Source organism: Streptomyces sp. NPDC127177, assembly GCF_042672475.1.
In the GTDB taxonomy this organism is placed as follows: domain Bacteria; phylum Actinomycetota; class Actinomycetes; order Streptomycetales; family Streptomycetaceae; genus Streptomyces.
Genome location: NZ_JBHXUW010000081.1, coordinates 1 through 13,785, shown reverse-complemented (window position 1 = coordinate 13,785; position 13,785 = coordinate 1). Strand labels below are relative to the sequence as shown.

The following is a 13,785-nucleotide window of genomic DNA, read 5'->3' as shown; positions in this document are numbered from 1 at the left end:
ACGATGACCATCCACCTCCCGCAGGGGCCGTACGAGCCCCGCACCACCCCGCTCGACCTCGCACCGGGGCAGGCGCCCCTGGCCTCCCGTACGGTCTTCTCGGCCGCGCACGTGGTCGCCGACCCGTACGCCGACACCAGCCCCGACTCACCGGCCGCCGTCGACTGGGACGCCACCCTCGCCTTCCGCCGCCACCTCTGGTCGCACGGCCTCGGTGTCGCCGAGGCCATGGACACCGCCCAGCGCGGCATGGGCCTGGACTGGACGGGCGCCGCCGAGCTGATCCGCCGCTCGGCGGCCGAGGCCCGGTCCGTCGGCGGTGCCATCGCCTGCGGCGTCGGCACCGACCAGCTCCCCGCCGGCCCGGCCTCGCTCGCCGAGGTGCGCTCCGCCTACGAGGAGCAGCTCGCTCTTGTCGAGGAGAGCGGTGCCCAGGCCATCCTGATGGCCTCCCGCGCACTCGCCGCCGCCGCGAAGGGCCCGCAGGACTACCTGGAGACGTACGCACACCTGCTGCGCCAGGCCGCCGAACCGGTCGTCCTGCACTGGCTGGGCCCGATGTTCGACCCCGCGCTTGACGGCTACTGGGGCTCCGCCGACCTCGACGCGGCCACCGACACCTTCCTCCAGGTCATCGCCGAACACCCCGACAAGGTCGACGGCATCAAGATCTCCCTGCTCGACGCGGAACGCGAGATCGACGTCCGCCGCCGCCTCCCGAGCGGGGTGCGCTGCTACACCGGCGACGACTTCAACTACCCCGAGCTGATCGCCGGCGACGACCGCGGCTTCAGCCACGCCCTGCTCGGCATCTTCGACCCGCTCGGCCCGCTGGCCGCGCACGCGGTACGGGTCCTGGACACCGGTGACACCAAGGGGTTCCGTGAACTCCTCGACCCCACGGTCGAATTGTCCCGGCACCTCTTCCAGTCGCCCACCCGCTACTACAAGACGGGCGTGGTGTTCCTCGCCTGGCTGGCGGGCCACCAGGACCACTTCACGATGGTGGGCGGACTGCAGTCGGCCCGCTCGCTGCCCCATCTGGCCAAGGCGTACGAACTGGCCGACCGCCTGGGCCTGTTCCCCGATCCCGAGCTGGCCGAATCCCGGATGCGCGCCCTGCTCACCGTGCAAGGAGGCCCCCGATGACCAGTAACGACCTCTCCCGGCTCTCCATCAACCAGGAGACCATCAAGCAGTGGTCGCTGCCCGAGCTGGCCGAGGGCTGCGTGAAGGCGGGCATCGGCCAGGTCGGCCTGTGGCGGGCCCCCGTACAGGAGTACGGCGTCGAGCGCACGGCCCGACTCCTCGCCGATTCGGGCCTGTCCGTCACCAGCCTCTGCCGGGGCGGCTTCTTCACCGCCCTCGACCCCGCCGAACGGGCCCGCGCCCTGGACGACAACCGCGCCGCGCTCGACGAGGCGGCGGGCCTGTCCACCGACACCCTGGTCCTGGTCTCGGGCGGCCTCCCGGACGGCAGCAAGGACCTGTACGGCGCCCGCGAACGCATCGCCGACGCCCTGGGCGAACTGGCGCCCTACGCGGCCGAACGCGGGGTGCGCCTCGCCATCGAGCCGCTGCACCCGATGTTCGCCTCGGACCGCTGCGTCGTCTCCACCCTGTCCCAGGCCCTGGACATCGCGGAGCGCTTCCCGGCCGGACAGGTCGGGGTCGTCGTCGACACGTACCACCTCTGGTGGGACGACCAGGCACCCGCCCAGATCGCCCGGGCGGGCGCGGGCGGCCGCATCCACTCCTTCCAGCTCGCCGACTGGATCACCCCGCTCCCGGCGGGTGTCCTGCTCGGCCGGGGACAACTCGGCGACGGCAGCGTGGACTTCCGCGCCCTGCGCACGGCGGTCGAGGCCACCGGCTTCGACGGTCCCATCGAGGTGGAGATCTTCAACGAGGAGCTGTGGGCGCGCGACGGCGACGAGGTGCTCGCCGAGGTCGCCGCCCGGTACGTGGAACACGCCTGCTGAGCCCGCGCATCCAGCCGTTCGGGGCCCGTGCGGCAAGAAAGTCGGCCGATGCGTACAACCCTTGAGCACCGTGCCGGGTCATATCTCCCGTCGGACGCTTCCGGGGTGGGACCCGGGGGGGATCAGGAAGCTCCGGCCGAGGGGGAAAGCGAGTGGGGTCCGGTCGCGAGACCGGGCCCCGTTTCGCTGTGCGGGTTCGCCGTACGGGGAGGTCAGGCGTCCGGGATCCAGCTCCCGTGAAAGCCCAGCGGTACCCGCCCGGGCAGATGGATACGGGCGACCGGCTCGCCCGTGAAGTCCTGGGCCGCGAGGATCACCAGGTCCGATGCCCCACGGTCGGGATCGTGCACGTACGCGATCGCGTACCCGTCGTCCTCGTCCGCCTTCCGGCCGACCGGGTCGGAGGGGACGAACACGGCCTCGCTCGCCGCCGAGCCCCGGGGCAGCCGGTGGACCTGCGCGGTGCCGCGCAGCAGGTCGTGCTTGAAGAGCGCGTTGCCGAACGCCCGGTCCGGCGGATCGCCGCCGTCGACCGTGAGATAGGCCAGCGTCATCTCCGCGGCCGCCGCCGAGTATCCGTAGCGGTGCCGGCGGGACACCAGCGCTTCGTTGACGCGCGGGAACTCCTGCGGCCGGTCGTCGATGGTCCGCGTCCGTACCCGGCCGTGGGCGAGGCCGATCGTCCAGCGCTCCAGCCGGCCGGTGCCCGCTCCGTACGGACCGCCCGAGCCGTTGCCCGCGACGAGGAAGGGCGCCGGGAACGTCGTCAGGTCGACGACGATGTCCGACCCCTCCTCGTAGGCGTTCAGGGTGTGCGAGTAGAAGACCGGGTCCACCTCGAACCACCTGATCGCGCCGCCCGCACGCGGCAGGACGCCCACGCGCGCCGGATGCCTCCGGTTCCAGACGTACGGCACCGGGTCGCCGCGCTCGGCCCCCGCCTGGTCGAAGGTGACCGGCATGTCGAAGACCACCACGTAGTTCTCGGTGAGCGCGAAGTCGTGGATCATCGGCGCGTCCGCCACCGGGATGCGCGTGGTGCGCGAGACCCGGCCCGTCGGGTCCACGACCAGGTGCCGTACGTGGTCCCAGGTCGGGTAGTACGTGATGGCGTGCAGCTCACCGGCGTACGCGTCGAACTTGGTGTGGGCGGTGAAGGAGCCCTCCAGCGTGCCCCGGAAGTCATGCGTGCCCACGGTGTTCAGCTCGTCGTCGAGCTCGTACGGCAGCGGCCCGCTCTCCTGGAGCGCGAGGATCCGTCCCCGGTACGGGATGACATGGGTGTTGGCCGCGAAGTCGTCCGGCGGCACCGGACCCGGGTACGGCTCGCCGAGCTTCTCCGCCACCTGGGAGGAGCGCACCCAGCGATTGCGGTACCACTCGGCGCGGCCACCCCGCAGCCGGACCCCGTGCACCATGCCGTCGCCCAGCATCCAGTGGTGGGCGCGCGGGTCCTCCAGGCCCAGGGCGTTGGGGCCGTTGCGCAGATAGCGCCCGTTGAGCTCGTGCGGGATGCGCCCGGTGACCGGCAGGTCGAAGGCCGTCAACTCCTCGGTGGCAGGGGCGAACGCCCCCTCCAGGAAGGGGAAACGCCGCTTCGCCGTCCCCGGGGACCCCGGCGCGGCGACGGCCGACTGGGCACCGGATCCGACGCCGGCTCCGGCACCGACGAGTCCGCCTGCCGCAGCCACGGCCGCAGCCCCGCGCAACATGGTGCGTCGTGTGTGTTCCGTCATGTCCCCTGCTCCTGACCGCCGTTGTTGTGAGCCACGGTCATGAGTCTGCGACGGAAGACGGGCCGGGTCAGGAGGGGTGGACACCGCCCTGGGGTGGTGCCAGGCCCCCTGTTTCGATGGGGTCCGAGGGCGAGGTGATGTTGAAGCGCGGCCGATGCGCCGGTCTTCTCCGGGACCAAGACCTGCGAGAGGCGTTCCTCAGGCGCTGAGCCGGCCGTCTTTGATCGCCTCGACGAACGACGACCAGCCGAAGGGGGAGAATACGACAGCAGGGCCGGTGGGGGCGGGCACCCGCCCCGCGGTTGCCGGGGCGGGCGGGGAAACGCGTCCGGTAGCCGCCGGTCTGCGTGTGGTTATGCGTGACCGCCGTAGGGGACGCTGCAGTAGTAGTTGGAGCCCTTGACTGCGCAGAGCTGGATGTAGACCTTGGTGCCCTCTGCCAGGTTGCCGCTCTTGTACCCGCTGAAGTAGGCGCCTCGTCGCGTTGAGCATGCGGACGTCCCTCCGCCTTGCGATGCACCCCATCCGACGCCGCGCCCTGATCCACCAGGTCAACGGGACAGCCCTTAAGATCTCCCAGAATTCCTGGCGGCCGAACATCGTCCGGTGGGAACGATCATGGGGGTTGAAATGCGTAAGACACTCACCGGGGCTGCCTTCGTCGTGGCCGCGGTCCTGCTGGCGGGCTGCGGCGGTGGCGCGGACGAATCCGCAGCGGAGAGCAAAGGGGAAAGCCCCGCCCAGCCGTCGCACACGTCGGAGGAGTCCGGCGATGCGGTCGAGGAAGGCACTCCTCACAAGGTGACGATCGAGGTCAAGGGCGCAGGCACCGGCTCAGTCATGTACACCCTCGATGAAGACGGCTTCGAGCAGGTGACCCTTCCCTGGAAGAAGACGGCCACCATCGCCGCGCGGGGCGCCGAGCGGAAGGTCGGTCGGCTGGTGATCGTCACGCCCGGCAACGTGACCAGGCCCGACGGCAGGCTCGTCGCGGCGGCGTGCTCGATCACCGTCGACGGCAAGACGGTCGTCAAGACCGAGGAGGGCGCGGGCAAGCCCTGCTCGTACAAGTTCAAGTAGGACGAGAAGGCCGCCGCTCCCAGCCGTTGACCGGCTGCCAGGCAATGGACACCGACCACCGGTGCTGTGACGCAGGTCACGGGAACCACCCCTGAACCCCCGGACAGGTCAAGGGACATGGAGACACAACTGCGGGTCCGGATCCGGGACGGGGACGACGACGCCTTCGCGGAGCTGTTCGACAGGTACGCACGATCCGTGTACAACCACGCGTTCCGGCTGACGGGGGACTGGTCGACCGCGGAGGACGTCGTCTCGCTGACGTTCCTCGAAGCCTGGCGGCTGCGCGGCCGGGTGGACGCCGAAGGGGGATCGGTGCGCCCCTGGCTGCTGGGGATCGCGACCAACGTCGTGCGCAACACCCGGCGCGCCGTCGGCCGGCACGCGGCGGCGATGGCGCGGCTGCCCCCGGGGAGCCCGGTGAGCGACTTCGCCGACGAGGTCGCGAGCCGGGTCGACGACGCCGAACTCCTGGCCGCCGTAAGGCTGGCGCTGGACACCCTCAGGCGCGGCGAACGCGAGGTGCTCGCGCTCTGCGTGTGGTCCGGGTTCGACTACGCGGCCGCCGCCGAGGCACTCGGCATCCCACAGGGCACGGTCCGCTCCCGGCTCTCCCGGGCCAGGAAGAAGCTCGCGAAGGCCGCCGGGAGGGCGAGCGGAAGCGTCGGCGGAAAGGTCACCGGAAAAGGGGAACCGCCCGGCCGCCCACGACAGGTGAGAGATGGCCGCAATCACGCGGCCCAGCCCATTCAGGAGGGAAACCGATGAACGACAACACGTCGCTCCCCGAGAAGGACCTTCCGCCGGGCCGTCACCGTCATCTCAAGGAGCACCTGATGCGCGAGATCCGGCACACCCCCGCAGCGGACGAGGACAGAAAGGCGGCCCGTCGCAGGAAGTGGCTGAGGCCGGCCGTCGCCGGACCCGCGCTCGCGGGAGCGCTGGCTCTCGCGGTCGTCGCGGGGTTCGCGGTGACCGGCTCGGACGGTTCGGCGGCACCGGTGGGAAGGGATGGCAGGGCCACCTACGCCTTCGCGCCCAGGGTGAACGGTGACACCACCGGCGGGGCGGCGAAGCTGCTCGACCGCATCGCGACGGTCGCGGCCAGGTCGCCGGCGGGCGGCACCGTCCGCGACGACCAGTTCGTCTACGTTCGCAGCAGGGTGGCAGCCGCGACGGTGGGGGAGGGCGTCGACACGAAGCTCGCCGCCCTGCACGGTCGCGAGGTGTGGATGTCCGTCGACGGGACCCGCCCCGGGCTGCTCCGCGAACCGGGCGGCGGGCTGGACAACGAGGAGCTGGAACGCGATCCCGCACCCGGCAGGCCCGGATACGAGGTGAGCACCAGCTACCGGCACCTTCAGACCCTGCCCACCACCACGGACGCGATGCTGAAGTGGCTCCGCTCCCAGGGGGAGTCGGGGGACTCGGACAAGAACGGCGATCAGGACGCGTTCGTGCTGGCCGGGGAACTCCTCAGGGAGTCGCTGATGCCGCCGGAGACCAGTGCCGCGCTCTTCCGTGCCGTCGCGAGGATCAGCGGGGTGATGGTGGTGCCGGACGCGGTGAACGCCGCCGGCCGGCACGGAGTGGCCGTCGCCCGCTACGACGCGTACAACGACGGCGTCCGTGACGAGCTGGTCTTCGACAGGAAGACCCTGGAACTCATCGGCAGCCGCAGCGTCGCGACGAAGGCGAAGGACGGCATCGAGGCCGGTCAGGTGCTGTCCACCAGCGCCGTCCTCGAACGCGCGGTCGTGGACGCGAAGGGCCGGCGCCCGTAAGGAGCCGGGGCCGGGCACCAGGTCGGTCGGCCGGTCGCTCGGCCGGCCGACCCGGGCCCGGGCGTCAGCGGAGGCGCGCGCCGGTGCGCGTGCGCATCAGGAGGACGTCGCCGCCCGGTCGGCCGCACTGCGCAGGACGCAGAACTCATTGCCCTCGGGGTCCGCGAGGACGGCCCAGCCGGCACCGTCGGGTTCCCTGCGGTCGTCGACGAGAGCGGCCCCGAGGTTCAGCAGCCGCTCGACCTCCTCCTCGCGCGTGGACTCCGGACGCAGGCACAGATGAAGCCTGTTCTTGACCGTCTTCGGCTCCGGCACCTGGTTGAAGTGCAGCAGTGGTCCCTCCCGCAGCATCACGTCGATCTCCGGATCGCCCGGGTTGTCGTCCGGGTGCAGCGGACAGTCGAGCACCTCACTCCAGAACCGGGCCAGCCCATAGGCATCCGCGCAGTCGATCGCCACATTCTGCAAAACCGAGACCATGCACGAGAGCTTGCCCAGAGCACCGCGCGCAACACCAGCACCTCGGCGGCGGCCCCTTCCGCCGCTCCGGAGTCCCCGGCCTCGTCCAGGGCGGCCGCACGGCGGTCACCAGTCCTTCATCGCTTCGGTGGGCGACATGCGCGCAGCGCGCCGGGCCGGGAACACGGCGCCGGCGGCCACCACCGCGACCGTGGCGACGGACAGGGCGATGAGCGTCGGAGCTCCGGGGAGCGGCACCGCGTCCTGCACGTACGGGGCGACGTCGCCGATGCGCCGCAGCCCGGCCGCGGCCGCCCCGGACACGCCCACGGCCAGCAGCGCACCGGCTGCCGCCGCCACCACTCCGGCGATGGCCATCTCGGCCACGAGCATGGCCGTCACCGACCGGCTGCGGAAACCCACCGCCTTGAGGATGCCCACCTCCTGGGCCCGCTGGCGCCCCAGAGCGCCCGTGACCGTGACCGCCCCGGTGAACGCCAGCACGGCCAGGACGCCGAGCAGCACCTTTCCGGTCAGCCGGACCAGGGTGAGCACTCCGGGGAGTGCCTGGAGCTGCTGTTGCAGGGTGACGGCCGGGTAGTCCATCCGCTGCACGGCCGCGAGCACGTGCGGCACCTGGGCGGCGCTGTCGGCCACCACCGTCAGCTGGTCCCAGCCCGACGTGCGCCGGTAGTCGCCGGTGGTCAGGCCGGCTGCGGCCGCCGCCCATTCCACCACGCTGCCGTCGTCCGCGTACGCGGTGTCCGGGCCGTCCAGCTGCCAGCTCGGGTCGTACAGGCCCACCACCTTGACCCGGCTGCTGACCGTGCTGCCCACGCCGGGCCGTACGTAGCGGTGTGCGTCCACCGTCACCGTCCGGCCCACCATCGACGACAGGTCCACGCCGTGGGTCGAGGCGGGGAAGACCACCTCTCCCCGGCGCAGCGGGAACAGCTTGTCCCGCACCGACTTCACCACCGGCGGTGCGAGCGCCGCGCGGTAGGTCGTCGCGTACAGCAGGTCAGCGCCCTCGGGGTTGTCCCGTACGGGCATGGACACCTGGAGCCGGTGCTGGACGGACTCCACGTGGGGGATGCCCGCCAGGCGCTTCGCCGTCGACTCCGTCAGCTGTGCCGTGTCGGGGCGGTCGTCCGGAGAGTCCACCGTGATCGAACGGTTCGCCGTCGACTCCCCGACCTGGCTGGTCGTCGACCCCTGCGAGGCCGAGGTGATCCCGATGGCGCTCAGGCACACCGCGCCGGCGACCGCGATCATGGCCACCAGTCCTGCCAGCCGCCTGCGCAGCGCCCGCACGTTCCACCACGCCACCTGAAGAAGGTTCACAGCGCGTCCTCCCGCGCGCCCCGGGCGCGAGCCCGGGGACGGCCGTTCGTGGTGTCCGGTGCGTCCGGCGTATCGGGTCCGTCCGGGGCAGTCGACTGATGGCCGAGGCGGTGGACGACGTCGGCCGCGTCCGCGACGGCCTGGTCGTGCGTGACGACCAGCACGCCGTGCCCGTCCCGGGCCAACTCCCCGAACAGTTCCAGCAGTACGGCCTCGCTCTCGCGGTCCAGGTTGCCGGTGGGTTCGTCGGCCAGCAGCAGCGGCGGGTCGTTGACGAGCGCGCGGGCCAGGGCCACGCGCTGCTGTTCGCCCCCTGACAGCTCGCCGGGACGGTGGTCACACCGGTCCGCCAGTCCCACCCGTTCCAGCAGGGAGCGCGCCCGCGCCTCGCCCTCGGCGCGCCTGCCGGCGTACGGGAGCAGAACGTTGCGCAGGGCGCTGTGCTGCGGCAGCAGGTTGTAGGACTGGAAGACGAACCCCAGACGCCTGCGGCGCAGGTCCGCGAGGACGTCGTCCCTCAGGTCGCTGGTGTCGCGGCCCTCCAGGACCACCCGGCCGGTGTCGGGCTTGGTCAGCAGACCGAGAATGTGCAGGAGGGTGGATTTGCCCGATCCCGAGTGTCCGACGAGTGCGGTGACGCGCCCCGGCCCGACGGTGAGGTCGACGTCGTCGAGGACGTCGACCCGTCGTCCGCGCCGGGTGTAGGACTTGCCCACCCCGTCCGCTGTCAGCAGTGTGCTCAAGGAGGTTGCACTCCCTTTCCGTCTCGCGGGGCCCTAGGAGGGCAGGGCCCGCAGCTTTCCGTCCAGTGCCTTGTCCAGCTCCCACACGGCCCAGGTGGTCTTGAGGTCGCAGCCCGCCTCGTCGTCGGGCCGGTACAGGCCGGGCAGGCCCGCGCAGCCGCGGTGCCCCTTGAGCTGTGCGGCGAGGCGTCCCACGGCCGGTTCTTCGGCGTGGCCGCCGAGCAGCAGATGGGCGCGGACGATGAGCGCGCGGTCGTAGACGTTCGCGCGAGGGCCCGCGTCCGCCGCCCACTTCGCGAGCCGGTCCGCGGTCAGCCACCCCGGGACGCTGTCCTCGTGGCCGGTCTGGTGCAGGCCGATCACCAGCGTGGCGGCGGCCTGCACACCCTCCAGGCCGTCGAGGTCCCAGCGCGCGACGGAGGGAGCGGGCACCGGTACGCCGGAGTCCACGCAGTCCCACGCCGTGCGCTGCCAGTTCGACACGTTGTCCGCGGTGACCGTGGGCGGCACCGTCGAGGGGTCCCGGCACAGCGCCGCCTCCTGGGCGGTGAGCGCCCGGCCACCGGCGCCGTGCTCCAGCGCGGCCATGGTCAGCCGGGTGGCGCCGTCGCGCGGCGCGTCCGGGGAATCGGCCTGCTTCTCGACTGCGGCCAGGAGGTTCTCGTCGCGCACCGGCCACCCGGCGAGGCCCCGCAGCCGCTGTACGAAGAGCGACGCGTCGGGGGTGCCGAGGTAGGAGGACGGGTCGGACATCGTCCCGTCCGGCAGGCGTTCGCCTTCCAGCCGTCGGACGACCGAGGGGAACGCCCGGGCGGGGCTGCCGGTGGCGCGCAGTATGTGCACCAGGTTGTAGAGCTGCTCGTAGTCGAGGGTGGCGACATTGTGGTTCAGGGCCTGCTGCCAAGTCGCGCGGTCGACGCGCGGTTTGCGGCCGGCTGACTCCTGGAGCAGTACGTAGTTGTACGTGTCCTCCAGCAGCGTGGCGCGTTCGGCCTCCGGCCGTTCGGTGAACCGGCCGGGTTCCGGGGCCGTGGCCGAGGTCAGGGAGGCGGGGACCGGCTCGCCGAGCAGGTGGAAGCAGCGCGCCAGGACCGCGGCCGTCTCCAACGGCGGCCCGTCCTGCGCCAGTCGGCCCAGCCAGCGGACCGTGGCCGCTACGTCCGCGGCGGGGATCCCGTCGAGGGAACCGGTGGCGGACTCCAGCTCCAACGCGGCCCAGGTGGCGCTCAGATGTCCGTTGTCGCTCTTGTCATCGAGGGTGGGGTCCTCGTACCAGCCCTTGGGGGAGCGCAGCTTCTCCGCCGCCCGCGCGTCGTCCCGCCCGAGCACCCCTGGTGCGCCGGCGCCGCGCAGGGGAACGAGCCAGTACCTCCCCCACAGCGCGGACGACTTGAGCGCGGTGGAGCGCAGCTCCGCGGCGGTCTTCGTCCCCACCGTGACCCGCGGCTTCGCGTCGGTCTCGGCCAGGACGCGCAGGCCGTAGGACTGCGCTTCGGGGCCGCCGCGCTCTTCCCGGAGGAAGGGGTGGTAGTAAAGGCCGTTGGTCTGGCTGACAAGGCTCTCCACGTAGCCCGGTTCCCTGCTCTCCGGCCTGCCGTCCTGCGTGTCGCAGCCGGCGACCGACGACGCGAGACAGGCCGCGGCGAGCGCCCATGCCGATCCTCCGGCGACTCTCCTGGCGCGTGACATGTTCGTTCTCCCCCGTACGAGAACTCTGCCCCCGCTGTGAGGGCGGGGGCAGAGGCGGTCAGGTGGTGCGCGGTGTCAGGTGCGGATCAGGCGGCGCCGGCGCTGACGCACTTCTCCGTGAACTTGATCTTGCTGGTGAGCTTGGCGGAGCCGCAGGACTTCGTCGACACGTAGACGGTCAGCTTGCTGGGCTTCATCTTGCCGTTGGTGTCCGAGATCCAGGACTTCGTGTTCTTCCAGCGGACCTCGCCCTGGGACTTGCTGGTCATCTTCAGCGTCGCCTCGGGGTTCTTCGAGATCTTTATGGAGACCTTGACGCCGTGAGCGGCCAGGATGGCCCGGTTCTGCACCCACTGGGCCTTCTCGTGGGCCTTGCCCTTGTAGAGCTTGGTCGACGCGGTCCAGCTGCAGTCGTTGACGTAGGTGCCGCAGTGCCAGGCGTTCACCTGCATCTTGTGGTTGCCCGGGATGCCCCAGGTGTTGGAGGCGGACGTGGCATGTGCGGGCGTGGCAACGAACAGCAGCGCGCCTGCGGCCACGGCGGCGGCGCCGCCCGAGGCCAGACGTGAGAAAGTACGCATGAATTCTCCCCGTGGAAATGACTGTTTCTTCGATCACGCATCCGAGACCGTGGACGATCGGCGGGTGCGTCTTGGGGAGATTTTTACGCTCTCGTTACTCCGGCCACCATCGCACCTTCGGGCACCGTGCCCTCCAGGGCGATGCCGTCCGGTGGCCGTCGCGCGGAGCCCTCAGCCCCGCTTCGCGTCCGCGCACGCCTTCTGCTTCGTCAGCGCCGAAACCGCCGTGGACAGTTCACGGATGACGGTGTCCTTGTCCTTCACCCGCTCCGAGACCGCGATCTCGGCGGCGGGAGCGCGTCCGTAGGAGAGCACCGTCTTCATCCCGTCCCGGCTCTTCTTCTCGTTCACGACCCAGTCGACGCCCTTCACCGACGTGCAGGGGGCCGACTCGGGGACGTCCGAGATGTTCCCGCACCGCAGGATCACGTCGCCGTCGCCCCACACGGCCGTGCCCTTCGGGTCGGAGTCCTCGCGTCCGTGGCCCCCCGCCTTCTGCGGGGCCTTGTCCACCAGGCGGGTGCAGGTCGCGCTGTCGCCGCCCGGAGCTCCCGAGACGTTGTAGGAGCGTGACGAGCTCCCGCATGCCGCGAGAGCGGTGACGGCGCAGACGGTGATCACGCCGGCCTGTGCCAGACGCCGGACGGGGATCGTCTTCATGGGTCATCCTTCGTTCGAGTTGCGCAAGGGTCGTTTCGCGGAACGCGAGCAGCGTTCTTCGACGGGAGCGGTCGCGGGGGACACCGGGCACGGCGACCGGCGCCCGCCGCGGGCGCGATCAGTCGGTGCGGACGCTGAGCAGGTCGCCGGGCTGACAGTCCAGCTCACGGCAGATCGCGGTGAGGGTGGAGAAGCGGATCGCCTTGGCCCGGTCGTTCTTCAGGACGGAGAGGTTGGCCACCGTCACCCCGACTCTGGCCGCCAGCTCGGACAGCGTCATGCCGCGCTCGGCCAGCAGCCGGTCGAGGTGCACCAGGACCTGGTGCACCTCCGGTGGCATCAGACGAGCCCTTCGGTGTCGGCGCGCAGCTTCGTGCCGCGCCGGAAGACCTCGGCCAGGGCCAGGACCAGGAAGCCGAGCAGTACATACGCGCCGGTGAAGGTGGCCGTGAACGGGATCTCGTCGGTCAGGGCTGTGCCCCGCACCAGCAGCTGGGTGGTGAGCGCCGGCAGCAGCGGCGAGAGAACGGCCTGCGCCAGCGCCGCCAGTCCGATGATGCTGAGGCGGCGGGCGTTCTCCGGCACGAAGACGTCGCCGTCGCGCAGCGTTCTGGCGATCCTCAGGAGGAGGAACAGGGCGAGGAGCAGGAGCAGGCTGCCGACGAGACCGGGCAGCGCGAGCAACAGGCGCTCGCCGAAACCCGGATGGGTGAGGGTGAGGTCGGCCCGGTCGGTGCCGGTGATGGTCATCCCGTGATCCACCGCCGCCGCGGTCGTGTCCGCCGGCACGCGGGTCGCGGTCCCGATTCCGACCCCGCGGGTGTCCACCGGATCGATCGCGCCGACCACGCCGAGGACCGGGATCAGGATGCCGAAGACGCCGGTCAGTACGCCGGCCAGGCGGAGAACCACCTCCAGCAGCCGATTGTCCCGCCCGCTCCATCCGAACTTCACCGTCATGGCTCCCCCTGCCGCGCTCATCTCGCATATCGCTTATCGATAGTATCGATAAGCGATATGCGAGATGTCAAGCGCGCCCCGGTCGCGAGGGGTTGAACGCCTGCGAGAACGCTATGCGTGGCTGTCGATACGGCCGTGGTGGGCATAGGCGTACAGGGCCGCCGCGGTGCGGCTGGTCACCTTGATCTTGGTCATGAGGTTGGTCAGGTGAGCCTTGACGGTGCGCTCCGCTATACCGAGCCGACGGCTGATCTCGCGGTTGTCGGCGGCGCGGCCGAGCAGGGTGAGGACTTGCCGCTCCCGAGGAGTGAGGGAGGGGATGGCCTGAGGATCGCCCGCCACGGGTGGCGCGCCCGAGGGGCGGTTGGAGTTGTCCGGTGACGCCGTTTCCTGATGGTTCATCGTGAGATGGGTCAAAATGTTGTTCCCCCGTTCGTATCGGGGGTGACCGCTGCAGCTGGCCGCCCCTTGCTCGCGTCGACTCACTCGACCGCCGCGGCCCTGCACCGCGGTGGTCTCAGCGGTGCCTGGACTGCTCGGTCGGGGCCGAAGGCCGGTCCTCTTCCGGTGGATCCGGATGGCGCCTTCGTTCCGATGTACTCGGTAAGGCCTGTGCGGGGTAAGGCCGTTCAGGTCGGATGGCCTCCCGCGCCAGGGAGTCAGCGCTCAGTAAAGGTAGGGGGCGGGGTCAAGTACAGCGAGTTGAGGGAAATTTGAGCTCACTCGGCTCGCTGGCGACGCGGCCGGGGGGGGGGGGGGGCTGTCTC

At 71.2% G+C, this 13,785-nt stretch carries 15 protein-coding genes; 5 read left to right on the top strand and 10 right to left on the bottom strand.

What is annotated here, in order from left to right; all coding sequences use genetic code 11:
• Positions 1-3 precede the first annotated feature (3 nt).
• Complete coding sequence (locus ACFVJX_RS33005) at positions 4-1,149, top strand: dihydrodipicolinate synthase family protein (protein WP_384127226.1); 1,146 nt, start codon at positions 4-6, stop codon at positions 1,147-1,149.
• The gene (locus ACFVJX_RS33000; RefSeq protein WP_384127224.1) at positions 1,146-1,982 is read left to right on the top strand and encodes a sugar phosphate isomerase/epimerase family protein; all 837 of its coding nucleotides are present in this window, start codon (positions 1,146-1,148) and stop codon (positions 1,980-1,982) included. The genes ACFVJX_RS33005 and ACFVJX_RS33000 overlap by 4 nt, the downstream gene beginning before the upstream one ends.
• 212 nt (positions 1,983-2,194) lie before the next feature.
• On the opposite strand, the gene ACFVJX_RS32995 is transcribed toward ACFVJX_RS33000, so the two are convergent.
• Positions 2,195-3,718: a carotenoid oxygenase family protein gene (locus tag ACFVJX_RS32995; RefSeq protein WP_384127223.1), complete on the bottom strand. Its 1,524-nt coding sequence runs from the start codon at positions 3,716-3,718 to the stop codon at positions 2,195-2,197.
• A 630-nt stretch (positions 3,719-4,348) separates the two neighbouring features.
• Between ACFVJX_RS32995 and ACFVJX_RS32990 the strand changes: the two genes are divergently transcribed.
• The 3 genes from ACFVJX_RS32990 to ACFVJX_RS32980 all read left to right on the top strand — a co-directional run bounded on the left by ACFVJX_RS32990 (position 4,349) and on the right by ACFVJX_RS32980 (position 6,582).
• A complete protein-coding gene (locus tag ACFVJX_RS32990; protein ID WP_385746473.1) occupies positions 4,349-4,798 on the top strand; it encodes a hypothetical protein in 450 nt (149 codons plus the stop codon).
• 117 nt (positions 4,799-4,915) lie between these two features.
• Complete coding sequence (locus tag ACFVJX_RS32985) at positions 4,916-5,566, top strand: RNA polymerase sigma factor (protein WP_384127221.1); 651 nt, start codon at positions 4,916-4,918, stop codon at positions 5,564-5,566.
• On the top strand, positions 5,563-6,582 hold the full coding sequence (locus ACFVJX_RS32980; protein WP_384127219.1) for a CU044_5270 family protein: 1,020 nt from the start codon (positions 5,563-5,565) through the stop codon (positions 6,580-6,582). Before ACFVJX_RS32985 ends, ACFVJX_RS32980 begins: the two co-directional genes overlap by 4 nt.
• A gap of 96 nt (positions 6,583-6,678) precedes the next feature.
• Here ACFVJX_RS32980 and ACFVJX_RS32975 read toward each other — a convergent pair whose 3' ends face one another.
• The 9 genes from ACFVJX_RS32975 to ACFVJX_RS32935 all read right to left on the bottom strand — a co-directional run bounded on the left by ACFVJX_RS32975 (position 6,679) and on the right by ACFVJX_RS32935 (position 13,420).
• Positions 6,679-7,062: a VOC family protein gene (locus tag ACFVJX_RS32975; protein ID WP_384127218.1), complete on the bottom strand. Its 384-nt coding sequence runs from the start codon at positions 7,060-7,062 to the stop codon at positions 6,679-6,681.
• Between the two features lie 105 nt (positions 7,063-7,167).
• Positions 7,168-8,385, bottom strand: coding sequence for an FtsX-like permease family protein (locus ACFVJX_RS32970; RefSeq protein ID WP_384127217.1), 1,218 nt, complete (start codon positions 8,383-8,385; stop codon positions 7,168-7,170).
• The gene (locus ACFVJX_RS32965) at positions 8,382-9,128 is read right to left on the bottom strand and encodes an ABC transporter ATP-binding protein (protein ID WP_384127216.1); all 747 of its coding nucleotides are present in this window, start codon (positions 9,126-9,128) and stop codon (positions 8,382-8,384) included. The genes ACFVJX_RS32970 and ACFVJX_RS32965 overlap by 4 nt, the downstream gene beginning before the upstream one ends.
• Before the next feature lie 33 nt (positions 9,129-9,161).
• The gene (locus ACFVJX_RS32960; RefSeq protein ID WP_384127214.1) at positions 9,162-10,817 is read right to left on the bottom strand and encodes a hypothetical protein; all 1,656 of its coding nucleotides are present in this window, start codon (positions 10,815-10,817) and stop codon (positions 9,162-9,164) included.
• An 86-nt stretch (positions 10,818-10,903) separates the two neighbouring features.
• A complete protein-coding gene (locus tag ACFVJX_RS32955) occupies positions 10,904-11,398 on the bottom strand; it encodes a hypothetical protein (protein WP_384127213.1) in 495 nt (164 codons plus the stop codon).
• A 171-nt stretch (positions 11,399-11,569) separates the two neighbouring features.
• Positions 11,570-12,058 carry a DUF3515 domain-containing protein gene (locus ACFVJX_RS32950; protein WP_384127212.1) on the bottom strand — a complete coding sequence of 163 codons (489 nt, stop codon included), beginning with the start codon at positions 12,056-12,058 and terminating at the stop codon, positions 11,570-11,572.
• A 118-nt stretch (positions 12,059-12,176) separates the two neighbouring features.
• Positions 12,177-12,398 carry a helix-turn-helix domain-containing protein gene (locus ACFVJX_RS32945; protein WP_384127211.1) on the bottom strand — a complete coding sequence of 74 codons (222 nt, stop codon included), beginning with the start codon at positions 12,396-12,398 and terminating at the stop codon, positions 12,177-12,179.
• A complete protein-coding gene (locus ACFVJX_RS32940) occupies positions 12,398-13,018 on the bottom strand; it encodes a DUF2975 domain-containing protein (RefSeq protein WP_384127209.1) in 621 nt (206 codons plus the stop codon). Before ACFVJX_RS32940 ends, ACFVJX_RS32945 begins: the two co-directional genes overlap by 1 nt.
• 111 nt (positions 13,019-13,129) lie before the next feature.
• Positions 13,130-13,420: a helix-turn-helix transcriptional regulator gene (locus tag ACFVJX_RS32935; RefSeq protein ID WP_384127207.1), complete on the bottom strand. Its 291-nt coding sequence runs from the start codon at positions 13,418-13,420 to the stop codon at positions 13,130-13,132.
• Between the last annotated feature and the right edge of the window lie 365 nt (positions 13,421-13,785).